The organism is Streptomyces thioluteus, assembly GCF_039535865.1.
This window is the reverse complement of record NZ_BAAAXZ010000103.1, coordinates 1-23,923: the sequence shown is the minus strand read 5'-3', so window position 1 is coordinate 23,923 and position 23,923 is coordinate 1. Positions and strand designations below refer to the sequence as shown.

At 68.9% G+C, this 23,923-nt stretch carries 18 protein-coding genes and 2 pseudogenes; 7 read left to right on the top strand and 13 right to left on the bottom strand.

Annotated elements, in window-relative coordinates:
• Positions 1-2: 2 nt before the first annotated feature.
• A complete protein-coding gene (locus ABD794_RS13405; protein WP_344963341.1) occupies positions 3-629 on the bottom strand; it encodes a LysE family translocator in 627 nt (208 codons plus the stop codon).
• A 280-nt stretch (positions 630-909) separates the two neighbouring features.
• Here ABD794_RS13405 and ABD794_RS13400 point away from each other — a divergent pair, with 280 nt between their 5' ends.
• The 5 genes and pseudogenes from ABD794_RS13400 to ABD794_RS13380 all read left to right on the top strand — a co-directional run.
• Positions 910-1,629 carry a GntR family transcriptional regulator gene (locus tag ABD794_RS13400; RefSeq protein WP_344963375.1) on the top strand — a complete coding sequence of 240 codons (720 nt, stop codon included), beginning with the start codon at positions 910-912 and terminating at the stop codon, positions 1,627-1,629.
• 168 nt (positions 1,630-1,797) lie between these two features.
• Positions 1,798-2,808: a sugar ABC transporter substrate-binding protein gene (locus tag ABD794_RS13395; RefSeq protein ID WP_344963339.1), complete on the top strand. Its 1,011-nt coding sequence runs from the start codon at positions 1,798-1,800 to the stop codon at positions 2,806-2,808.
• A complete protein-coding gene (locus ABD794_RS13390) occupies positions 2,805-3,848 on the top strand; it encodes an ABC transporter permease (RefSeq protein WP_344963337.1) in 1,044 nt (347 codons plus the stop codon). Before ABD794_RS13395 ends, ABD794_RS13390 begins: the two co-directional genes overlap by 4 nt.
• Entirely contained in the window at positions 3,845-4,672 is an 828-nt protein-coding gene (locus ABD794_RS13385) for an ATP-binding cassette domain-containing protein (protein ID WP_344963334.1), read from the top strand. Before ABD794_RS13390 ends, ABD794_RS13385 begins: the two co-directional genes overlap by 4 nt.
• A gap of 206 nt (positions 4,673-4,878) precedes the next feature.
• Positions 4,879-5,988 (top strand): annotated as a pseudogene (locus ABD794_RS13380) (ROK family glucokinase); the annotation flags it as partial.
• Between the two features lie 245 nt (positions 5,989-6,233).
• Here ABD794_RS13380 and ABD794_RS13375 read toward each other — a convergent pair.
• The 12 genes and pseudogenes from ABD794_RS13375 to ABD794_RS13320 form a co-directional block, all read right to left on the bottom strand.
• Entirely contained in the window at positions 6,234-6,455 is a 222-nt protein-coding gene (locus ABD794_RS13375; protein ID WP_344963381.1) for a hypothetical protein, read from the bottom strand.
• Positions 6,456-6,621: 166 nt separating this feature from the next.
• Positions 6,622-6,783, bottom strand: a complete 162-nt coding sequence (locus ABD794_RS13370) for a hypothetical protein (protein ID WP_344963379.1) — start codon at positions 6,781-6,783, stop codon at positions 6,622-6,624.
• A complete protein-coding gene (locus ABD794_RS13365) occupies positions 6,783-7,427 on the bottom strand; it encodes a glycine/sarcosine N-methyltransferase (protein WP_344963332.1) in 645 nt (214 codons plus the stop codon). Before ABD794_RS13365 ends, ABD794_RS13370 begins: the two co-directional genes overlap by 1 nt.
• A pseudogene (locus ABD794_RS18965) lies at positions 7,358-8,226 on the bottom strand (aldehyde dehydrogenase family protein). Before ABD794_RS18965 ends, ABD794_RS13365 begins: the two are co-directional and overlap by 70 nt.
• Positions 8,216-8,545, bottom strand: coding sequence for an aldehyde dehydrogenase family protein (locus ABD794_RS13355; RefSeq protein ID WP_344963329.1), 330 nt, complete (start codon positions 8,543-8,545; stop codon positions 8,216-8,218). Before ABD794_RS13355 ends, ABD794_RS18965 begins: the two are co-directional and overlap by 11 nt.
• Before the next feature lie 80 nt (positions 8,546-8,625).
• Positions 8,626-8,934 carry an aldehyde dehydrogenase family protein gene (locus tag ABD794_RS13350; RefSeq protein ID WP_344963327.1) on the bottom strand — a complete coding sequence of 103 codons (309 nt, stop codon included), beginning with the start codon at positions 8,932-8,934 and terminating at the stop codon, positions 8,626-8,628.
• Between the two features lie 125 nt (positions 8,935-9,059).
• Positions 9,060-9,218, bottom strand: coding sequence for a hypothetical protein (locus ABD794_RS13345; protein ID WP_344963325.1), 159 nt, complete (start codon positions 9,216-9,218; stop codon positions 9,060-9,062).
• Positions 9,219-9,243: 25 nt separating this feature from the next.
• A complete protein-coding gene (locus ABD794_RS13340; RefSeq protein ID WP_344963322.1) occupies positions 9,244-9,375 on the bottom strand; it encodes a hypothetical protein in 132 nt (43 codons plus the stop codon).
• A gap of 84 nt (positions 9,376-9,459) precedes the next feature.
• Positions 9,460-9,867 carry a hypothetical protein gene (locus ABD794_RS13335; protein WP_344963320.1) on the bottom strand — a complete coding sequence of 136 codons (408 nt, stop codon included), beginning with the start codon at positions 9,865-9,867 and terminating at the stop codon, positions 9,460-9,462.
• A complete protein-coding gene (locus ABD794_RS13330) occupies positions 9,792-10,523 on the bottom strand; it encodes a hypothetical protein (protein ID WP_344963316.1) in 732 nt (243 codons plus the stop codon). Before ABD794_RS13330 ends, ABD794_RS13335 begins: the two co-directional genes overlap by 76 nt.
• A gap of 153 nt (positions 10,524-10,676) precedes the next feature.
• The gene (locus tag ABD794_RS13325) at positions 10,677-11,330 is read right to left on the bottom strand and encodes an FAD-dependent monooxygenase (RefSeq protein WP_344963373.1); all 654 of its coding nucleotides are present in this window, start codon (positions 11,328-11,330) and stop codon (positions 10,677-10,679) included.
• Between the two features lie 3,400 nt (positions 11,331-14,730).
• Entirely contained in the window at positions 14,731-14,952 is a 222-nt protein-coding gene (locus tag ABD794_RS13320; RefSeq protein WP_344963314.1) for a hypothetical protein, read from the bottom strand.
• Between the two features lie 3,371 nt (positions 14,953-18,323).
• On the opposite strand from ABD794_RS13320, the gene ABD794_RS13315 reads away from it, so the two are divergent.
• Together ABD794_RS13315 and ABD794_RS13310 are read left to right on the top strand one after the other, a co-directional pair.
• Positions 18,324-18,638: a hypothetical protein gene (locus tag ABD794_RS13315; RefSeq protein ID WP_344963312.1), complete on the top strand. Its 315-nt coding sequence runs from the start codon at positions 18,324-18,326 to the stop codon at positions 18,636-18,638.
• A gap of 3,736 nt (positions 18,639-22,374) precedes the next feature.
• Positions 22,375-22,602 (top strand): hypothetical protein, encoded by a 228-nt coding sequence (locus tag ABD794_RS13310; RefSeq protein WP_344963310.1) that lies wholly within the window; start codon positions 22,375-22,377, stop codon positions 22,600-22,602.
• Positions 22,603-23,923: the final 1,321 nt, after the last annotated feature.

Sequence of the window (23,923 nt, the reverse complement as noted above, 5' to 3'; positions counted from 1 at the left end):
GGTCACGCCGCCAGCTCCCGGCCGAACTCGGTCAGCAGCATCGCCGAGGCCCCCAGCAGCAGCACCGCCGCCCCGGCGAGCAGCAGCCGGTAGGCCCGGGCCGTCATCCGGTGCCGGGTGCGGGCCACGACCACCGCGAAGAGCGCCTTGCTGCCCACCAGCAGGGCGTAGAAGCCGAGGACGAAGCCGCCCGCGCCGCCCGGCCCGTCCCGCCAGGCGTCCACCAGCAGCGGCGCCCCGGTCGTCAGCCAGAAGAGCCAGGGGTGCGGGCTCAGCAGATTGACGAGCGCCGCCTGCCGGAGCGTCCGGCGGCCCTGGGCGTGCGCCTCGGCCGTGCCGGTGCGCGGCATCTCGGCGGTCCGGGCCTCCCGGAGCGTGGAGAGGGCCAGCCACAGCAGGAAGAGCCCGCCCGCCACCCCGCCGGCGGCGACGGCCCGGTCCGGCAGCGCGGAGAGCGCCGTCACGGACAGCAGGACCACCGGCAGGTCGGTGAGCAGCGGCACCGCGGCCACCCGCAGCCCCGTCGCCAGCCCGCCGCGCAGGGTGCCGGAGAGGACCAGGGCGAGGAGGGGGCCGGGGGTGATCCCCGCGCTGAAGCCCAGTGCCACTCCGAGAGCCGTGATCCTCACCGCGCCCGTCCCTCCCGTCGCGTACCGGCCGTTCCGGAGCCGTCCCGTCCGGAGCCGTCCCGCCTGTCGTCCCGTGCCGGGCCCGATCCTGCCCCGGCCGCGTACCGGGCACCTCCGGAGTGCGCGCATATGCCGTACGCGTCGTACGCACCGTGCGCACCCCCGGCGGTCCCCGGTTCCGAACCGGCCTTGTCCGTACATCCGGACCTCAGGACTTCCCGTCAACCGGCCCCGGGGCTACCCTCCCTGGGTGGCGAAGCACCGACCCCTCCAGTTCAGCGTGGACCGCAGCAGCCCCGTCCCCCTCTACTACCAGCTGGCACAGCAGCTCGAGGCGGCCATCGAGCAGGGCGGGCTCGCGCCCGGCAGCCTGCTGGGCAACGAGATCGAGCTCGCCGCCCGGCTGGGCCTGTCCCGGCCCACCGTCCGCCAGGCCATCCAGTCGCTCGTCGACAAGGGGCTGCTGGTGCGCCGCCGCGGGGTCGGCACGCAGGTGGTGCACAGCCAGGTCAGGCGCCCGCTGGAGCTGAGCAGCCTCTACGACGACCTGGAGACGGCGGGCCAGCGCCCGGCGACCCGGCTGCTCTCCCACGCCGTCGAGCCGGCGACGGCCGAGGTCGCGGCGGCCCTCGGGGTCCCCGAGGGGGCCGAGGTCGTCCACATCGAGCGGCTGCGTCTCGCGCACGGCGAGCCCGTGGCGCACCTGCGCAACCACCTCCCGGCCGGGCTCCTCGACCTCGACGGCGACGTCCTGGCGGAGACCGGCCTGTACCGGCTGATGCGTACCGCCGGTATCACCCTGCACAGCGCCCGGCAGACCATCGGGGCGCGCGCCGCCACGCCCGAGGAGGCGGAGCTGCTCGGCGAGCCGGCGGGCGCGCCGTTGCTGACGATGGAGCGGACGACCTTCGACGACACGGGCCGGGCGGTGGAGTTCGGCTCCCACCTGTACCGGGCGTCGCGCTACTCCTTCGACTTCCAGCTGCTCGCCCGGGGATGAGGACGCCGTAAGGATGTTCTGACAAAGTATTGACGCGGTGTGGCGTGCGCCACTAGAACTCAGTGACCCGGCCGACGGCCGTGACGGATGGTGACGGATACTGGGGCGTCGGTTCCGCGGAAGCGGGACCCGGCCGCACCGTGACAGACAGTGGAAGGGCAAGTCCTCGTGGCAAGGGTTCGGACAGGCGTACGTGCGGTGAGCGCCGTGCTTGCGGTGGCGCTGGCCACCGCGCTGGCGGGGTGCAGCAGCACGGGCGGCAAGCGTGCGGAGGAGCGGGCCGCCAAGGCCGCCCAGGGGCGCGCCGCGGTCGACACCCCGCGGTGGACCTTCGCGATGGTCACCCATTCGGGCGATGGCGACACCTTCTGGGACATCGTGCAGAACGGCGCCAAGCAGGCGGCGGTGAAGGACAACATCAAGTTCCTCTACGCCCATGACGTCGAGGGCAACAAGCAGGCCCAGAGCGTCCAGGCCATGATCGACCAGAAGGTCGACGGACTGATCGTCACCCTCGCCAAGCCGGATGCCATGAAGGACGTGGTGGCGAAGGCGAAGAAGGCCGGCATCCCGGTCATCACCGTGAACTCGGGCTCGGAGGAGTCCAGGAAGTTCGGCGCCCTCACCCACATCGGCCAGGACGAGACCATCGCCGGCGAGGCCGTCGGCGACGAGCTCAACCAGCGCGGGAAGAAGAAGGCCGTCTGCGTCCTGCACGAGCAGGGCAACGTCGGCCACGAACAGCGCTGCGCCGGGGTGAAGAAGACCTTCAAGGGCGACCTGGAGAACCTCTACGTCGAGGGCACCAACATGCCCGGCGTCCAGTCGTCCCTGGAGGCCAAGCTCCAGTCGGACAAGGACATCGACGCGGTCGTCACCCTCGGTGCCCCCTTCGCGCCGACCGCCGTCAAGGCCGCCGAACAGGCGGGCAGCAGGGCCGAGATCGACACCTTCGACCTCAACGAGAAGGTCGCCGCCGCCCTCCAGGACGGCTCGCTCGGCTTCGCGGTGGACCAGCAGCCCTACCTCCAGGGCTACGAGGCCGTCGACCTGCTGTGGCTGTACAAGTACAACGCCGACGTCCTCGGCGGCGGCCGCCCGGTCCTCACCGGCCCCCAGATCATCACCAAGGACGACGCCAAGGCCCTGGCCGACTACGCGAAGCGGGGCACGCGATGAGCGCCCCCGCAACCGCCGAGGCCGAGGTGAGCCCGGCGCCGGCCCGTTCGTACGCGCGCCGCCTCCTGGGCCGTCCCGAGCTGGGCGCGGTCGTCGGCGCCGCCGCCGTCTTCCTCTTCTTCTCGTTCGTCGCCGAAAGCTTCCTGCGCGCCTCCAGCCTCTCCACCGTGCTGTACGCGTCGTCGACGATCGGCATCATGGCCGTCCCGGTGGCGCTGCTGATGATCGGCGGCGAGTTCGACCTGTCCGCCGGCGTCATGGTGACCAGCTCCGCGCTGGTCTCCTCGATGTTCAGCTACCAGATGACCGCCAACGTCTGGGTGGGTGTGGGCGTTTCGCTGCTCGTCACCCTGGCGATCGGCTTCTTCAACGGCTTCGTGCTCACCCGCACCAAGCTGCCGAGCTTCATCATCACGCTCGGCACGTTCCTGATGCTGACCGGCCTCAACCTCGGCTTCACCAAGCTCATCAGCGGCACCGTCTCCACCAAGACCATCGGGGACATGGAGGGCTTCGACTCCGCCCGCGCGGTGTTCGCCTCGCACTTCACGATCGGCGGCGTCGACCTCCAGGTCACCGTCCTGTGGTGGCTCGGCCTGGTCGCGCTGGCCACCTGGGTGCTGCTGCGCACCCGCGCCGGCAACTGGGTCTTCGCCGTCGGCGGCGGACCGGACGCCGCCCGCGCGGTCGGCGTCCCCGTCGCGCGCACCAAGATCGGCCTCTACATGGCGGTCGCCTTCAGCGCCTGGATCTCCGGGCAGCACCTGCTGATGTCCTACGACGTGGTGCAGTCGGGCGAGGGCGTCGGCAACGAACTGCTCTACATCATCGCCGCGGTGATCGGCGGCTGCCTGATGACCGGCGGCTACGGCTCGGCCATCGGGTCCGCGGTCGGCGCCTTCATCTTCGGCATGACGAGCAAGGGCATCGTGTACGCGCAGTGGAACCCGGACTGGTTCAAGTTCTTCCTCGGCGCGATGCTGCTGCTGGCGACCCTGCTGAACGCCTGGGTCCGGAAGCGCGCGGAGGCCAGTAAATGAGTGCCCTGGTGAAGCTGGCCGACGTCAGCAAGTACTACGGCAACATCCGCGCCCTCGAAGGGGTCTCCCTGGAGGTCCACGCGGGCGAGATCACCTGTGTGCTGGGCGACAACGGCGCCGGCAAGTCCACCCTCATCAAGATCATCGCGGGGCTGCACCGGCACGATGCCGGCACCTTCGAGATCGAGGGCGAGGAGGTCCGCCTCGGCTCGCCCCGCGAGGCCCTGGACCGCGGCATCGCCACGGTCTACCAGGACCTCGCCGTGGTGCCGCTGATGCCGGTGTGGCGCAACTTCTTCCTCGGCTCGGAGCCGACGAAGGGGGCGGGCCCCTTCAGGCGGCTCGACGTGCAGCAGATGCGCGAGACCACCCGCACCGAGCTGCACCGCATGGGCATCGACCTGCACGACGTCGACCAGCCCATCGGCACCCTCTCCGGCGGCCAGCGCCAGTGCGTGGCCATCGCCCGCGCCGTGCACTTCGGCGCCAAGGTGCTGGTGCTGGACGAGCCGACGGCCGCGCTCGGCGTCAAGCAGTCGGGCGTCGTCCTCAAGTACGTCGCCGCCGCCCGCGACGCGGGCCTGGGCGTGGTGCTGATCACCCACAACCCGCACCACGCGTACCTGGTCGGCGACCGCTTCGTCCTGCTCAAGCGGGGCGCGATGGCCGGCAGCCACGCCAAGTCGGAGATCGCCCTCGACGAGCTCACCCGCCAGATGGCGGGCGGCAGCGAGCTGGAGCAGCTCAGCCACGAGCTGGAGCGGGCCCCGGTGCCGGACGTCATCGGGGGCAAGCACATCGAGACACCCGAAGAGAACGCCTGACCACCCGCGGGGCCTGTCACCGACAGGCCCCGCCGCCCGTTGTGCGGCGCACGCCCCCGGTGAGGCACAATCGGCGACGCGGGCCGTGCCCGCGCCGACCGCATCCGCGAGGCCCCGGCCTCCCGAGACCACCGCAGGGACGACGACCTCGTGCGAGCACGCCCCCGATCATCCGCCGCAGCCCGTCCCGTGACGGAGGTGTCGCGATGAGCATCTACCGCGAGCGGGTGTACCGGGGCACGGCCAGAGCGACCGTCCTGCGCACCGCGGGCACCCGGGAGCGCCGCTCCCACCTCACGGCGCCGCGCGTGCCCACCGTCGGCATCGACATCGGCGGCACCAAGGTGATGGCCGGGTCGTCGACGCCGACGGCGCCATCCTGGAGAAGGTCCGCACCGAGACCCCCGACAAGTCCAAGAGCCCCCAAGGTCGTCGAGGACACCATCGTCGAGCTGGTCCTGGACCTCTCCGACCGGCACGACGTGCCACGCCGTGGGCATCGGCGCCGCCGGCTGGGTGGACGCCGACCGCAACCGCGTCCTGTTCGCCCCCCACCTGTCCTGGCGGAACGAGCCGCTGCGCGACCGCCTCGCCAGCCGCCTGTCCGTAACGGTCCTCGTGGACAACGACGCCAACACCGCCGCCTGGGCCGAGTGGCGCTTCGGCGCCGGCCGGGGCGAGGACCACCTGGTGATGATCACGCTGGGTACCGCATCGGCGGTGCCATCCTGGAGGACGGCCAGGTCAAGCGGGGCAAGTACGGGGTCGCCGGCGAGTTCGGCCACATGCAGGTCGTCCCCGGCGGGCACCGCTGGCCGTGCGGCAACCGCGGCTGCTGGGAGCAGTACAGCTCCGGCAACGCGCTGGTGCGCGAGGCCCGGCGAGCTGGCCGCCGCCGAGTCCCCGGTCGCCTACGGGATCATCGACCGCGTCGGCGGCAAACATCCCCGAGATCACCGGCCCGCTCATCACCGAGCTGGCCCCGCGGCGGGCGACGCCATGTGCGTCGAGCTCCTCCAGGACATCGGCCAGTGGCTGGGCGTCGGCATCGCCAACCTCGCCGCCCGCCCTCGACCCGTCCTGCTTCGTCATCGGCGGGGCGTCAGCGCCGCCGACGACCTGCTGATCGGCCCCGCCCGGGACGCCTTCCGCCGCCATCTGACCGGCCGCGGCTACCGGCCCGAGCCGCATCGTGCAAGGCCCAGCTCGGCCCCGAGGCGGCATGGTCGGGCGCCGCGGACCTGGCCCGCCTGGTCGCCCGCCGCTTCCGCCGCGCCAACCGGCGGCGCGTCGAGCGCTACGAGCGTACGCGCAGGCCGGCCGCGGGTGATCACCATGGAGCACACCGAGCGCGAGACGGAACGACCCCGGGAGCCGGCCGGCGGAGCCCCGGCGGCACCGCTGGCTCAAGCCGTGTGATCGTCTTCCTGCTCATCGCGATCCCCGCCGGCTACCTCTACATCTCCGCCATGCAGAGCCGCGGCGGCAGCGGCACCAAGCAGGAACAGGCCGCCGCCACCGGCCTGGAGGAGGGCTGGCCCTCCCGGCTCCAGCGGCGCATCTACGAGGTGACCGTCGCACCGGACGCGAGGAGCGTGGCCCACTTCGAGACCAACTCCTGGAAGTCCAGCTCGCGCTGTACCTGCAGTTCACGACCACGCGTGAACGGCTCGGCCCGTGGCTGGACGAGCACGGCCTCTCGAAGTCCGACTTCGAGGACGACGACATCACCATCGACGAGGACGAGACCGCCCGCGTCGGCTGGAAGTTCGGCGAGGGCCACCACTGGACGGGCGCGGTCCGCGAGGAGGACAAGCCCAAGCCCAGCCTGGAGGTCGTCGTCAACCTCGACGACCGAACCGTCCGCGCGTGTTCGTCGTGTCGACGACTACGCCCTGAACCGACACAGCGGCACGTGGCGCCCGGCGCGGGCATCGGCGTCGGGCGAGTCAGTAGCCGCGGGTGGCGCTTACAGTGCCCGTGCACTGCCCCTCGCCCTCCGTCCGGTATTCCTTCTCCGCCACATGTACGAAGAAGTCCGGCTGTTCTCCCCGGTGGGTGTGCTGGAAGTCGCCATAGGTCTCGATGCGCTGGAAACCTACGTCGGACATCAGTCGCCGGGTGTAATCCTTCCGCAGCGGGAACATGTTGAGGTGGTACGTGAGTCGTCCGGGAAGCTGTACCGCATGCGGCACAGGCCCTCGTCGACGTGGTCCGGCTCTACAACGACGTCCTCACCGCAGTAGTAGTACCTCTGCTTGCTGGTGTACCTGTCGTCCAGCATCGCGTCGTAATTGCGCTGGTCGAGTACGAGGATTCCGTCGTGCTTGAGCATGGCGTAGAACTCGGCCAGGGCCTTGCGGCGGTCACGCTCCGAGAAGAGGTGTGTGAAGGAGTTGCCGAGGCAGACGATGGCGTCGTACTCCCCGTGGACGTCTCTGCTGAGCCACCGCCAGTCCGCCCGCACGACTCGCAGGATGTGCCCTCCGTACTGTGCGCCGTTCTTGAAGGCCCTCTCCAGCATGTCTGCGCTGCCGTCGGCGCTCACGGTCTCGAATCCGGCATCCAACAGTCGTACGGAGTGAAAGCCTGTGCCCGTCGCGACGTCGAGCACACTCCGCACCCCCCACATGCGCAGCAGGTCGATGAAGAAATTTCCTTCGCTCTCCGTCCTCTTCTCCCAATCTATGAGCGAGTCCCACTTCTCGACAAAGCTGGGGATGTATTCCTCCGTGTAGTGCCCGGTTTCGCGCACTTCGACAGGGTTGTCGCCGAACTCCTGGCCGGTTGCACCATGATGGGGAACCTTTCAGTCGTAAGGAATCTGTCCCGGCGCGGCACCCCGGGTGGTGGAGGGCGCGTCCGGTCGCTCCCGTCACTTGAGGTGGCGGATGCTGTGGTCTTCGACGTAGGCCGCCAGGCCACTGATGCCGAACTCCCGCCCGATCCGCTCTGTTTGATGCCACCGAAAGGCATGCGCAGGTCGAGGGATTCAGAGGCGTGGGTATTGATGAACGTGCAGCCGGCCTCGACGCGGCGGGCCAGCGCGATCCGCGGTCGGGGTTGCTGGTCCACACCGACGAACCCAGCCCGTACTCGCTGTCGTTGGCCCACTCCAGAGCCCCGACGTTCGTCGTCGTAGGCGATGAGGGGCACGACGGGCCGAACTGTTCCTGGCGGGAGACCGGGGCGGTGTGCTCAGCGTCCCGCACGACGTGCGGCAGGACGTAGTAGCCGTTGTCCCAGCCTTCCGGGTCGAGCTTGCGGCCGAGCCGGACCAGGTTCGCCGCGGAGTTGCGGGTGTGCTCCAGCAGGTTGAGGACCTTCTTGTACTGCGCTTCGTTTGTTCAGCGGCCCGAACGCGGCGTCCGGGTCGAGGCCGTGGCCGACCGCGTACTCGTCAACCCGCTCGCAGAAGGCGTCGGCGAAGCGCCGGTAGATACCACGCGGCAACATAGATGCGTTTGACCGCGAGAGCAGATCTGGCCGCTGCGTGTGTAGACACCCTTGAGCATCCGGTCGAGTGCGGCGTCGATGTCGACATCATCGAGCACGATCGCGGGTCGTTGCCGGCCGAGTTCGAGAGTGACGTTCTTGATGGTCCCCGCCGGCGGCGCCTAGGACCTTCCGCCCGGTCTCGGTCCCACCGGTGAAGCCGATCTTGCGCACCAGCGGATGGGGAGCACAGGGCGGCGCCGGTGTCGCCCCGCCCTGCACCACGTTAAGCACCCCGGGGGGCAGGAGCGCGGCCATCCGGCCCAGCGCGAGGGCGAGTGCCGCCGGGGCGGAAGGCGACGGTTTGAGCACCAGGGTGTTGCCGGTGGCTAGTGCCGGGGCCAGCTTCATCATGGCCAGTACGATCGCAGGTTCCACGGCACGATCGCCGCCGCCACGCCGCGCGGGACCTTCTCGAGGCTGATGAAAACTCTCCTCGTCGTCGAACTGGACGGGCCTCAGGAACTCCTCGGCCAGCGACCGCGGTGTGCCGCACGAATCCGGCGGCGAGCGCGAAGTCCATCTGCGCCTCCCGTACGACGCCCCCGTGCTCGCGGACGAGTTGCGGGGCCAGTTCGTCGGCTGATGCCGCTGAGGACGTCGGCTGCTGCCAGTAATTTCCGCGCCCGTTCGATCGCCGGGACGTCCCGCCAGGTGAGGAACGCCTCGTGCGCGCTGCGCACGGCGTGGTCCACATCGTCGGCTGTGCCGACCGTGACCTCGGCGACGACCTCGTCGAGCCGTCCGGGGTCGTGTACGGCCCTCATGTTCCCGGGCGTGTGTCATCTTGCCGCCACGATGAGATGGCCGACGCGCGGGATCGTCGTTGCCATGGTGAACTCCTCTGTTCGCGTAGCACGCCGGAATTCGCCGTGCCCGGCATCCCCGTGTGTCAGAAGGCCGTCAGGTAGTGATCGATTTCCCAGTTGCCGACCCCGGTGTGCCAGTCGAAGAACTCCTCGCGTTTGAGCGCGGCGAAATACTCGCTCACCCCGGCCCCGGCGGCGTCCAGCGCACCCGTGACAACCGGGTCCGCGCACATCGCGTCCACCGCGTGGAGCAGCGTCGGCGGCAGCTCAGGAGGTCTGTCCGGGCGGAGCCCCGCGTACGCCCGGCGCGCCCGGGTCGAGTTCGCGGTCCAGGCCGTCGAGTCCGGCGGCCAGCGACGCCGCCAGCGCCAGGTACGGGTTGGCCGCAACCGTCCGCACCGCGCAGCTCGATCCGGTCGGCCGTCGGGCACGCGGATGTAGTGGGTGCGGTCGTTGCCGCCATAAGTCGCCCGCCGCGGCGCCCTAGGTGGCTCCGACCGTGTGGAAGTCGCGCTCGTGCGCTTGTAGGAGTTGACGGTGGGCGCGCAGCACTGCTTGCAGCCCCGGGGGCGTGGGTGAGCACCCCGGCCAGGAAGCGGTAGGCCATGCTGGAGAGCCCAAGACCGTGCGCGTCGGAGCTGTCGCTGTCGGCCGGGAACAGCGGGACGATCGCCGTGTCCAAAGCGAAAGGTGCAGGTGCATCCCGGAGCCGGTGCGGTCGGCGAAGGGCTTGGGCATGAAAGTGGCGGTCATTCCACGGGCCTCGGCCAGTGTCGAGATCAGGTATCGGGCTGTGATGACCCGGTCGGCCGTGGTCAGCGCGTCGGCGAAGGCGAAGTTCTGCTCGAACTGCCCGTTGGCGTCCTCGTGGTCGTTGGCGTAGTTTGCCACCAGCCCAGTACGTTCATCGCCGCCGAGACCTCGGTGAGATGGTCGTACATTCGGGTCAGGCCGCGGGCGTCGTAGCAGGGGCGTAGGGCATCATCGCGGACGTCGGCGACGCGCAGTTGCCCACCGGTCTCCCTGGTGACCAAGAAGTATTCGATCTCAGCACCGGCCCGCAGTTCCAGCGAGTGCGAGGCGGCCCGGGCCAGCAGGGTCCGGAGCACGACCCGTGGGCGTACGGCCAGGGCCTTCCCTCCACCTGCGGGTCGCAGTGCACCAGCGCCAGTCCTTTGCGCACCGATGGCAACGGTGTGTACGAAGCCGGGGTCGGGCAGTACGATCACGTCCGGATCATGCGGCTGCTGCCCCAGCGCGCCTGCCGCATAGCCGGCGAAACCCACGCCATTGCGCTCGAATTCCTCGCACGCGGAGATCGGCACCAGCTTCGCGCACGGCTTGCCGGTGAGGTCGACGAACAGTGCCAGCAGGAATTCGACCCGTCGGCGCGCGCCCGTTCGGTCAGGGGCGATGCCGGTGCGGACTGCCGCGCCGGCAGAACGTCGAGCAACATGCGGTACCTCCTGGGCCCCTCCGGTGTCGCTGCCGGAGGGATCGAGTGGATGCGGAAACAGGTGCCACGTCTGCGACAAGGTCAGCCCCACGGGCACTGGCCGTTTTGTGACACGATATTCACACCCGGTGCGCTTGTCGTCGCCACACGAGTCCGGCACCGTGCTTCTCGACGAATTCGGCGATGATGGTGTCCTGTTCCTTTCTCAGGTCTCGGCCCCGGCACAATGAGTCGAGCGCCGAACTCAACCTGCGGTGCGTTTGCTGTGCGACGTCATAAGGCGTGCTGGTGAATGCCACCAACTGGTACAATGGGGTGTACAATCCGGATATTGCTCATGCAACCGCCGCTCCAGTGCGCGGCGTTCGTGAAATGACGGACTGGTGACGTGCGCGGAGAGTTCCTGAAGGTTTCGCAAGGACAGTTCCGCCAACGCGTGCCCCGCCGCAACCCGCGTTCCGCTGTATTTCTCCACGATGTTCTCCATCACGGCGCCGTCGCGTAACGGGCCCCCGATCGGGCGCTCTCCAGTAGCCCGGACAGCGGTGGCCGCGTCCTCGAAGCTGCAGTTGATGCCCTGCCCGAAGAACGGTACGACGGCGTGCGCGGCGTCCCCCACACAGCACCGTGCGCCCGTGATGGTAGGGGGCGCAACTGATGATGCGGAGCCTGCTGGGCGTGCGTGACATCGAGCTCCTGGCCGACCTCGGGCATCGGTCGAACACGTCGGGGAACTCGCTGGCGCAGTAGGCGTGGACCGCTTCGGGTGAGGACAGGCCCGAGAAACTGCCGCCGTGGAGCGCCGCGTTCCATCGGTTTGAACAGACTCGTGGTGAACGTCTGGTCCCGGTTCGGCTGGGCCTGGAGGAAAACGAGTCACCCGCAGGCCAAGGTGCATGCCGCGGTGGGGTCGGCGGTAGGCCGGTAACTCCATATCGTCGATCTCGGTATTACCCGTGGTCCCCCCCCCCCCCCCCGATGGTGTCGCGGGGGAAAAGTGAACCCACCATGTACATGCGGCTCGTCCTAATTGCAAACCGCCACAAGAGTACAGCAATCCGCAGAAGGGACACACCGCGCGGTCATTACCTCCCCAAGTACTGTGAAAGAGAACAGTTTGACGGAAATAACAACATACCGAGGGTCAGGCATACGCAGGGGAAGGTAGTTTGTTCACCGATAATCTATACAGCCGGAACCACTGAACAGGGATTAGAATAAGCGATGTGACCAGCCAGGGGCGCGAGCACCGGACGGTGCCAGGTTTGAGCGGGGCTCGTCCACACGAATTGATCATCGCAGACATTCTGGTCGAATCCCACATTGCGTGTACAGGATCCCAGAAGTAGGAAATGGCGTCAAAGGTACCACGCTAAACTGCCTACCCTGTCAGGGTCACACCTCTACGGCCCCGCTCTGACATAGCCACCCTGAAGGCGACAAAAATTCGGACAACAGCCTCCCCCCCCCGATAGGTATCGGGTCGTCTGTCGGGACCCCTGCTAGACCCACCGTTTTCCAGTCTCCCCGCCGCCGACCCGCCCTCCCAGAAAGCCCCTTGCTCGCCCACTGGGCCCCGCTTCACCGAGAGTCCCCCCCAGGTCATGATCCTGGCATCGTTCCACCATCCCCCATATACGCCACACCCCCAACCTGACGCCGGTCCGCGCTGCCACGCCCATCGCACCCCCCACTCGGCTCTCGAATCTCCTCCTTTTTTTCTCAACCACACACACCTACCGTACCCTCGATTTCGCCCCACGCTCCCCCTTTCTGCCCCCCCCCTTCTCTCCAGATCACGATTACCTAGGCCCCCCTGCCCCTCCCTGGTGCTTTTCACCTTAATCAGTCTCAAGTGTGCCCCCGGCACTCTGCCGTGCTTGTAGTCTGACCCCACCCCCGTCTTACGTGGTGTCCCCCGGCACAACTTTTTTCCGTCGGTCCCGCCGCTACCCTGTACTCTTCGGATCCACCACCCCCCCGCCTACTGGTCTATTTCCCTTGCCATTCGATAGCTACTCCGGCTTCTTCCACCCCGACAGTGCGCCCCCCTGGTACATTCGACAGCAGCCCCGACCCCCCTTTCGCTGTGCTACGGTATCCGGGACTCGGGAGTGGCGCTGCCCGTGTTACCTCCCTCGCGGACTCGTTCCTCCCCTTCCTCGACCATCGTTTTTTCCTCTTCTGCTCTCTTTCTTCTTTTCTTTTTCCTCCTTCCCCCCTTCCTGAGCCCAGCACCCGAGCTTCGCCTCCGTCACACCTCGTACGCCCCCGACACCCCGCCGGACGACGCCCTGCCGGCCCTGCCACCTTTTCTTTTTGACTACCGGCGGACGGCCTGCGCCGGCGACCTGGTCCGCTCACTGGCGGACCGGAGTGCTCGCGGGTCCTGGAAGCACTGGTCACCGACTCGGACCCCGTCCCCCGTGGCCCCACCTGGGACACCCTCGACCGCGCCGTACGGCGAGCGGGTCCTGGGGAGTGGAACGGGGCCCCGAAGAGCTTCCCGCGGACGCCGCTGCACGAACTAATCAGTGGGACAGGCCCGCTGACGCCGACGCCGTGTGCGGTGTGTGTGCGACGGCACTCATGACCTATCGCCGCGCTGACGGGCGCGCAACCCACTCGCCCGGCAACCTGCTCGAAGCAGGGTGCTCGGTGAGAGGACTTCGTCGCGATCGCGCTGACAAGTCGCTGGACGCGGTGATCAGCATCTGGCCGTGTCAAGCCTGCGCGGCCCTTACTCCTGCCCATTCGACCCGGGACTACCCGCCGAACGCATAACCTACATGCCTCGACGAACCGCCCGACCGCCCTGCACCCTGACCGAGACGGTACCCGTGGAGAGGTACACGGGGCACTCCGTCACGCAGTCACGGATGAGGAGCTCCGTAGCCCTGGTCGGCACGCCATGCCGCTAATGATCTACACCTCCGGCCGACCGGCCGCCCCCAAGGGCGTCGTATCGAGCACCACGCCTGGCACTACCCATCCACCGCGGCCCGCAACACGCTTCCGCATGACCGGCAGGACCGTTCCTGCACCCCGCTGGCCTTCGACCTCACCATCACCGCCCTGTGGGACCGCCATTGACAAGCGGCCGGCACGTCCACCTGACCAGCCCTGGAGGAGCTGCGGTCCAGCCAGGCCTGATCAAGGCCAAACCCGGCCACTCCCCTGCTCACCACACTCCCGAGACGGGCGTCCCCGTCCCACACCCTCATCTCGGCGGCGAAGCCCTCCACACCGACCACCTCGCCACCTGGAGGACCAGCTACCCGGCGTTAGATCATCAACGCCTACGGCCCCCGAATCCACCGTCAACATCCACCGTACCAACACGTAAGCGAAGACACCCGACGGTCCCGTCCCCATCGACGGAGCCCTTCGCCAACACCACAGGTCTACGTCTCGAACCTCGGCCCTGCGGCCCGTCGCCCCGCACCCCCCACCGGAGAGCTGTACCTCGCCGGAGAAGACAACTCGACCGCGCTACCTCGGCCGCCCGCCCTCACCCGCGAACGCTTCACCGCCAATCCCCACAGCAGCCACCCCGGCGCCCGCAGTACCGCACGGCGACCTCGCCCATGGAAAACCCACGACGGCCACCCTCACCTAGACGGACGCGCCGACCACCAGATCAAACTCCGCGGCCAGCCGCATCGAACCCGCGAAATCGAAACCACCCTCACCGCACAGACCGGCATCACCACAAGCCACCGTGTACAAAATCCGTGAGGACCAGCCGGCGACCAGCGCCTCGTCGCCTACTCTTCCGTCAACGACTCACCGGATACACGAGAAAACCGTGCGCGACGCCATCACGAGCGCACTGCCCGACTACATGGTCCCCAAGCGCACTCGTCACCTCGACGCCCTCCCCCTCAACCCCAACGGCAAACTCGACCGCACCGCCTCCCGCCCCGCCTATCGGCATCCACGCCGGACGAGCACCTCGCACCCCCCGCGGAAGAGTCTCTGCACACTCTTCGCCGAAGTCCTCCGGCGCGACTCGTCCCATCGACGACAACTTCTTCCGACCTCGCGGACACTCCCTCCTTCGCACCCGCCTCGTCTCCCGCCACCCGACACCGCCACTCGGCGTCAATGTCCACCGGCAGCTCTCGGAGACGCCGGACCGTGCGGGTCTCGCGAGGCCCTCGACGCGTCGGGCACCGTCCGGCCACCGCGCTCACCGCGAGGCCGCGCCCCGAGCGCATTCCCGCACTCTCCTACGCCCAGCAACGCCTCTGTTCCTACACCAGTCGAAGGACCATCGGCGACTACAAACACCGTGCTCACGCTGCGGGTTCGGCGGCGCGCTCGACGTGGACGCCCTGCGCGCGGCGACGGTGACGTCGGTCGCCCGGCACGAGAGGCCTGCTGCGGTCTTCACCGAAGGACGAGCAAGGCGCGTACCAGATCGTGCTGCCCGTGGAGGCGGCCTCGACGCCTTCACCGTCGTCGACTGGCCCGAGGGAGGGGAGATCGGCGACCAGCTCGACGAAGCCGTCGGCCACTGCTTAACCTCGCCCAGCGAACTCCCGCGCGCACCTCCTGTTCCGGGTGTCGGAGCGGGAGCACGTTACTGCTGCTCCTCATCCACCACATCGCCAGTGGACGCCTGGTCCGCGCCCCACTGGCCCAGACCTCACCGCCGCCTACGCGGCTCCGCGTCCCGCAAGCGAGGCGCCATGTGGGGCCCCGCTCACCGTCCTAGTACGCCGGACTACGCGCTTTCTGGCAGAGGAGATTCCTCGGCGACGACACCGATGCCGACAGCCTCGCGGGCGCCAGCTCGCTACTGGAAAGCCAGCTCGCCGGCCTGCCGAACAGCTCGACCTCCCCAACCGACCGGCCCCGACCGGCGGTCGCGGGGTACTAGGGGGGAAGCTGTTCCCGTTCACCGTGCCGACGGGAGACTGCCCACAACCGCGGCTGACGGAGCTGGCCCCCGAAGCGACCAAACACCAGGTGCCTTCATGGTGAACCAGGCTGCGGCGCCGTCCTGCCTCACCCGTCTGGGGCGCCGGTGAGGACATTCGATCGGCACCACCCGTCCCGGACGCACGGACGACGCCGCCCGACGACCTGACGGGCTCTTCATTCAACCACGCTGGCCTCCGCACCGCACACGTCCGGTGACCCCGACCTTCCGCCGGCTCCTCGACCGCGTGCGGGACACCGACCTGGCCGCCTACGGCACCAGGATCGTCCCCTTCGAGCGGCTGCGTCGAGCGCTGAAACGGCACGCACGCTGTCCCCTATCACCCGCTCTTCCAGGTCCTGCTGACGTTCAAACAAAACGGACCACGAAGGCGCGACTGAAGGAATCTCCGAGCTTAGCGGGGCTCACCGTCGCACTTGGGAAGTCCAGCGGACATCGTCGAAGTGCGACCTCTCCTTCGGCGTTCGCGGAGTCCTCGGACACGTCTTCGTGCAAACCAACGGCATCGACAGACGGCGAATGGACTCAGTACGAATCCTCGACCGCGGTCCGCCCAGACGCGCGACGCGGACCTGGTTCGCTGCGGGTTGCTCGGAAGACGTTCACCACAGCCGGACCGCGGCCGATCGGCGCCGTCGAGTGATGGACGCAGGCCCAGTAGCGGGAGCGGTTTGATTAGCTCTAGGTGGAGTGGAACGGGGCCCCGACCGAGCTTCGGGACACCGCTGAACTGAAATGATAAAGCGAAGCGGAGGCCCGGGTGACGCCGGACGCCGTGCGCGTGATGCTTCTGCACGGCACCACCTGACCTACGCCGAGCTGGACCGGCCCAGCACCCGCCCAACAGCTCGCGGCACATGCCGGGAGAAGGCTCGGTGCCGGAGGATTCGTCGCGATCGCCCTGGCCAATCGTTGGACGCGGTGCAGTCTATGTCATGTCTGGCCGTGATCAAGGACCGGCGCGGCACTCCCGTGCTCAAACTCGACCGGACTGAACCCCGCCGAACCGCATCACAGTACACTGCTCGATATATTCCCGGACGCCAGCGGCCCTGACCCTCACCGCGACCCCATACCGACCGCTTAGTAGACAAGCCGGTCCCACCACACAGGGCGAGACCCTCCCTCACCCGCATGTCGTTCAGATAAGCCGGCCAGCCCTACCGCCCCACTGCGTAACGGCAGCCATGCACGCCGCTACCTATGATCTACACACCTCCGGCTCGACCGGCCGCTCCCAAGGGCGTCGTCATCGAGCAACACGCCCTGGCCACCTACCTCCACCGCGCCCGCAACACTACACCGCCATGACCGCCGTGACCGTCTGCACTCACCCCTGGCCTTGACCTCACCATCACCGCCCTGTAGGACGCCTCTCCACCACCCCCCCCCCGCCGGCGGCACGTCCACCTGACCAGCCTGGAGGAGGCTGAGGTCAGCCCAGCCTGATTCAAGGCCACACCAGCCACCTCCCCCTGCCACCCACACTCCCCGAGGAACGGGTCCCCGTCCCACACCCTACATCCTCGCGGCGAAGCCTCCACAACGACCACCTCGGCCACCTGGGGCGGACCCAGACACCCCGGGTTCAGATCCAATCAACGCCTCAGGGGCCCACCGAATCACCACCCGTCAAACATCACCGACCACCACTTAAGCGCAAGCACCCCTGGACGGTCCCGTCACCATCCGGACGGCCCTTCGCCAACACCCAGGTTAGTCCTGGACTCGGCCCTGCGCCCCGGTCGCCACCGGCGTCCAACGGACGACGCACCCTCGTTGACCTCAGCCGGTGAAGAGCGCCCGCGGACTACCTCCGGACCGCCCCGCGCTGACCGCACGAACGCTTCACCGCCAACCCTCCAGCCGCGTTCCCGGCGCCCGCATGTACCGCACCGGCGACCTCGCCCACTGGTAACACCACGGCCACCTCACCTACGACGGACGCGCGACCACCAGATCAGCTGCGTGGGACACACCGCATCGACCTACACACGAGATGAGAGCATCACCGGTGAAGCCACACACACCCCCCACCACACTCTGCCACAGAGCCCTATCTCACACAGACGGCAATGCACGCCCCCACACGCACCATACACGGTGAACACCTTAACAACACGCGCACGAAAGACCAACCGCGGCGGACAACGCCCACTCGTCAGCCCCTATAGTCCCTAGGTTCGTCCAACGACTCCACCGAACTACGGCGAGCCACCCTTCGGGAACGCCCATGGCCTAGCGCACTCCCCGACAATGACTCCATGCTGCCCCTCCCTCTCGCCTACCGTCACCCTCGACGCACCTCAACCCCCAATCACCCCCAACGGCCAAGCTCGACCGCACCTCCCTACTCCCGCCACCGCCTACGTCGGCATCACAACCCAAAACATCCAAGACCTAGAAGGGACGCCAACCGAACCCCCCACCCCGCTTACCCACCCGCGACAGATGAGCTCCCGTATCACTGCACCCACCTCTCTTCGCGAAGTCCTCGGCGCCGACCCATCCGGCACCCCACCGACGACAACCATTCTTCGACCATCGGCGGACCACATCGCGATATCTCGCAACCGACTCGTCAGTCCGCGCCCGCCCACCGGCCACTCGGCGCCTACGTTGACACTGTCCGTGCGGCAGTTCTTCGAGACGCGACGATCCGCAGGGATCTCGGGGGCGTTTTTTCGACCGGGCCGGCCGTGCGCGTGGCGCGCTCACGGCAAGGCCGCGCCCGAGCGCCACCGATCCTCCTACCACGCCCAGCAGCGCCTCTGGTTCCTCCACCAGCTCGAGGACCATCGGCGGGACCTTACAAACATCCCCACACCCTCCGCCTCACCGGACCCCCGAACCGGCGCCCTGCACGGCCGCGCTCAACAGACCTCCTCGCTCGCCCGAAGCCTGCGCACACACCTTACACCGAGGACGACGAGGCCCCGTCAGGTGATCCACGCCTGGGAGCCGGAATGCTGCCGCTCGGCGTGGCGCACGACACCGGGGAGGCGAGCTGGACGCGATCGCCCTCACCGGGGGCTGCAATACACGCTGTGGAACCTCACGGACGGGCATCCCGGTGCGGGCCACGCTGTTACGGATCTCGGAGCAGGAGCACGTACTGCTGCTCCTCATCCACCACTCGCCACCGACGCCTGGTCCCGCACCCCGCTGGCTCACGACCTCGCCGCCGCCTTACCTTCGGGAGCGCTGGCGGCGACGCGCGGCGCCTGGGAGCCGCTGCCCGTGCAGTACGCCGACTAGCGCAGCTGGCCTCCACACCCCCCCCACACCCATACGGGAGGTTTCGGCGACCGAGGGCGACGCCGAGGACCCCCGCGTGGCAGGCAAAAGCCTACTGGACACGGCAGCTCGCCGACCTGCCCGAGCAGCTCACATCCCCACCGACCGGCCCGGGGGCCCCGGGGGGGGGGGGCCGTGGCGAGCAGGACGGGACCGCGTCGCCTTCTCGCTCGACGCGGACCTGTACGGCGGCTACCCGAGATTGGCCAGGGCACCCACTCGAGTACGTTCATGGTGGTGCAGGGCGGCGCTTCGCCGTACTGCTATCCCGCGGGCGCGGGGAGGACATCCGATCGGCACCCCGGTCGCCGGACGCACCGACGACCGCACGGAGGAACCTGGTCGGCTTCTCGTGAACACGCCTTCTGTCATGCGCAACGACACCATCGGACCAACCCCACCTTCCGGGCACTGCTGTCAGGTTGGTGGGGAAGGGAACGCGCCCGTACCGACCTGGCCGCCTACGCGCACCAGGAACACACCCTTCCCACACCTGAGAGGCGGCGGTGGAGCCGCCCGCTGAACCCGGCCCGTACTCTGGCGCACCATACGCTCTTCCAGGTGATGTGATCCTGAGCACGGCGGAAGACGGACCGGACGCCTCGTGGCGCTGCAGGGGCTGGGGTCGGCGCGGAGCGCAGCCGGCTAGGCGGCCAAGGTCGGACTTGCGTCGCGCTCGCCGAGGTCCGGCGGACGGTGAGGGCGGAGCACGGGTGACGGCGCGCTGGACTTCCGGACCGACCGTCGGACAGTTCCACGGCCCGGTCCATGGGTCGGACACGGTTCGTGGCGGACGCACTCTGCAGGAACAAGAGTAACCGATAGTCACAGCCAGATCCCCGAGTGTGCGGCCCTTGCGTCCCGGGTGCCGGTGCTGACGGGCTCGTAACGGCTGCTCGATGCATCGAACCGGGGGGAACGGCCCCTAGCTGGAGGGGCGGACGCCCCCCGACGCTGCCGGAACTGTTCCGCGGACAGCCAGGCGCTCGGAGACTGCCACAGGCGGTCACCGGCCGCTGGTGCCGGGGGCGGGACGACGGTGTCGTACGCCGAATCGTACCGCGCTAGCCAATGTCACGGCTGGCCCGGCTGCTGCGGCAGCAGCACCCGCGGGTGCGGCCGGGCACGCCGTAGTGAGTCCATGCTGTATGGAGCAACGGTCACGCCCGCCCAGTCGTGGCACCAGAACCATGCTAGGCCCCCATCACACACACGCCAAGGCGGCAGGTACGAGGCGCCTCAAACGGTGAAACCTGCAACGACACGTATCACCTCGGACCGGATTGCGGCAACTGGTAGTATGGTGGCAGCGACACACGCGCGTACGCCTGAAGGCCTCACCGACCGGGCCGAGGCGGCGCGCGCCGGGCAGCTGGGCGCCGCGGGGTGATGGTGGTTCGACGACGTTCGGCCGGCCGCTCCCCGTCCGGCTCGGAGGCCCGAGCCGGCCCCTGCACCGCACCAGCACCAGCACCAGCACCAGCACCAGCTCCAGCACAGATCTCCATCCGGATCCGGATCCGGATCCCGGCTCGCGCTACGGGTACGTCGACGATGGATCCGGAGGTGGGACTGCGCCAGCAGGATCTCGCGTACGTGATGTACCACTCCGGGTCCCCAACCCCCCCACACCGCTGGGGTTCGTGGACCTGGTCGCGAACACACAACGTAGCTGGCGGCCCACGGGCCCGAGTCTACAGCGAGCGGGAATGTTAAACGAACGCTGCCTGCACGCCCCGCACGCGTATGCGACGTGTCCTGCATTACGAGAGTGGCGTTGCCCCTGGTCTCGGCAGGACACGGTCGTCAGGCACCTCCCGCGAAACTGGACCCGGGCCGCGATCACCGACCTGATCACCGCTCACGACATCACGCGATTCCACCTCCACCGGACGGTCTTCCGGGTCGCGCGGAGGAGGCACCGGAGTGCTTCGCCGGTGTGCGGGAGGTGCCTGACCCCTTCCCCCCCTGGCGGATCGTGGTTCTCGCCCGCGCGGTGGCCGGGTCCTCGCCCACCACCCTGCGGATCGTGACTGACGTCACCTGTAGGTGCCGACCGAGACGACGCCTTGTCGCGTGACGCAGCACGAGGTAACCGCGCCGACGAGTCCCGCGGCAGCCTGCGGTCCAGGGGCGGGCGGACGAGGGAACACCCGGGCCCTACGTGCTCGACTCCACGCGTACCTCCAGCGGCTGCGGCCGGACTGCCGGCGAAGCATGCTTCACATCTCCGGCTCCGTCAATGAGGCGCGAGGCTATACGTATGGACCACGTCCCCAGATCTGACCTGTGAGCGGCGATTACGTCGGCCGATCCCCTCGGCGATGTACCGGCGAGCGGACTCTGACTACACGATCAACTGGCGAACCTGGTCCCGCCTACAACGCGGCGGCTGAACTGGAAGTACATGAGCCCGCGGCCCGAGACCAGGTCAAGTATCCGCGGCTTCCGGGTGGAAACTGGCGAGATCGAGGCGGTCATGGCCACGCAGCCCGGACCGGGGGCAACTATGGCACCGCCGTCGTCGTGCGCGGCACGAGGCACGGCACCGACCCCGCGCGCCTAGTCGGCTACGCTAGGTCCGGCCGCAGGCGGGCCGGGACGGGCGAGTCGACCCGGACGCGCTGAATCCGCCTTTCCTCCCGCCAGGCGCATAGGCCGGGGACACCTACATGGTGGTCGCCGTCGGCGTTCGTGGTCCTCGCATCCCTGCCGCTGACCGCCAACGCAAACTGGACCGCAAGGCGCTGTCAAACGCGACACAAGACTACGGGTGCGCGTCCACCGGGAGCGGCCGGGGCCGCCCGACCCAACCCTGCGACGGACGCGCTGTGCACGCTTCGCCGAGGTGCTCGGCACACGCCTAAGCGTCCGCGGTGGGCGTCGACCGACGCGGTTCTTCGATCTGGCGCGGACGGACCACACGCATCCTTCCATCAGCTCAGTCAGCCGGGGCCCGCACGCCGCCGTGTCGACTCGCCACACTCGCACGTCGCGTAAAACGGACGTCTTCGAGCACCAGTCGGACGGCCCGGCTGGCCGCCGTGCTGACGGACCGGGACGACGCGGCACTCCGTCCGGAGGCCGAAGCGGTGCCGCCGTACGGTCCCGCCCCGTGACCCCGTGATGGCCCGCATCGCGAACTGGGGACGGGCGGCGACGACTTCAACCCGTCAGGTCGTGGTGTCCCTGCGCCCGCTGGTGGACCGGCGACACGCCGTCTCCGGCCTGCAACGGTAGTGCTCGACCACCATGACGCGCTGCGACACCTGCGCGTACCTGGCCCGACGGGAGGCACGGAGGTACCGCGCCCCGGGACAAGTGTGCGGCCGCGGAACGTCTGAGCGTCGTCTAAACGCGGGCCCCCGGACAGCCCACCGGACGCACACACGGCAGAGCTGCGACGTCAAGCCCTACGTGGAGGGACTGGCCCGCGCCGCCGCACGGGACGGCTCGCAACGCCAGCCGCAGGGCCGCCATGCTCCAGGCGGTCCTGGCGACGGCACCGGACGACACGGGACGGCACGAGGCGGGACCGCCGGCGGCGGAACGGCGTGCTGATACTTGGTCGCCACCACACTGGTGGTCGGACTCGGTGACGGGAGCAATCGTGTAACGGAACCTGCCCGCGGCCTACCGGGCGAGGAGCCCGCCCCGGTGCGCACCTCGTGGCGGCAGTGGGCCACGTCCCTGCAGGATGGCCACCGACCCCCGCGTCGAGGCGGAGAGCCCGACACTCACTGGGGAGCACACGATCACCGGGGCGGGCACCCTGCGGCGGAAACACGTCGCACGACACGACTCCAGGGAGAAGCCGGAGCAGCAATCGGCCTCGATCCTGGCCCCGCACACGACCGAGGACCCTGCTCACGCGACCTGCCGGGGGCCGTCACAAACGGCGAGCGTGCACGACGTCCTGCCCTGACCCGCCTTCACGCGTTCGCCGTCGCCGCGGGTGGCGGCGCGGACGCGGCGGAGGACCGACGAGCCCGTCGTACTCGACCTGCGAGAGCCCAACACGGCCAGGCACGAGGAGGCACCGTGCGGGCGCAGAGGTGAAAGTTACTCCGGCAGCCAGCATAAACAGGCTTGCTGGTCACTAAACACGGCCATCCACCCGGTGCGGCTGGCTCCGGACGTCACTTACTGGCGCGGCTGCACACCAGGACGGCGACGCGCTCCGGGGACGGCTCAAGCACGGTGAAAGGAAGCAGTGCGGGCCGTACCGGGCGACGCCTCGGCTACGCCTGCTGCGCCACCTCAACCCCACCCGCGGGCCCCGCCTAGCCGCACGCCTTCCGAGCCCGACTCGCTTCAACTACCTGGGCCGCAGGGGTTACACCCCGCACCGGCACCCCGGAACGTGGACCGTCACGCGGCGGCGGCCTCGCCGCTCGCGGCCACAGCGCCGATGGCCCACGCGGTGGACTGAGCGCCGGTCGTCACGAGGGGCGGACGGCACCCACGACTGCGCTCGAGTGGACCTACGCCGCCGCTGGTCCGCGATCACGACGCCCGCCGCCTGGCGAGCAATGGTTCCGGCGCGCTGGAAGCCCTGTGGAGCAGGCCGACGAGGCGGCACCCGGTCGCGCTGCACACCCGTTCCGACGTGACCACTCGGCTCGCTCAGCCAGTCCGAGATCGAGGAATTCGAGTCCGACCTTTGAGTCCGAGTGGAGATCTGAGCAGGAGCCAGCAACCGACACCGTGGCGCGCTGAAGATCCCCTTTGAGGGGAAATCCTTCCGCTCTCCCACGCTGCAAGACGGGCTTCGGTTCCTCGGGTTGCTGGCACACCGAGGGGCCCGATCTAATCGGCCCAGGTCGCGCCTTAGACCTGGAGGGCCACTTCGACGGCGGCCCGGACGCGCGAGGCGGCCGGCCCCCCGCTCGCGCCGGCGCCGGCACGCGAACCAGACGCCGGGCGCGCGTTCCGGCACGCGCAGAGCAGACGCGGGCCTGGCCCAACTGGTCACTGCAGCGAGGTGCGACTGCAGTGGCAGGACCGACCTGAGCACGCCCCTTGTCCGAGAGGAGCGGCCGGCGGAGGCCGATCCGGCTCGCGGCCGCACGACCGTGACGCACCCCGTTTTCGACCCTGGGCCGGCCCCCGCTGCTGCGTCTTCACCGCCATCCGGCTGTCCCGCCGACCGCGTGACGCCTGGTGTATGCACACAACCACCACATCGTGCCTGGACGGGCGGGTCAAATGCCGGTCTGCTGCGCAAATAATGGCGAGAGAAAAAA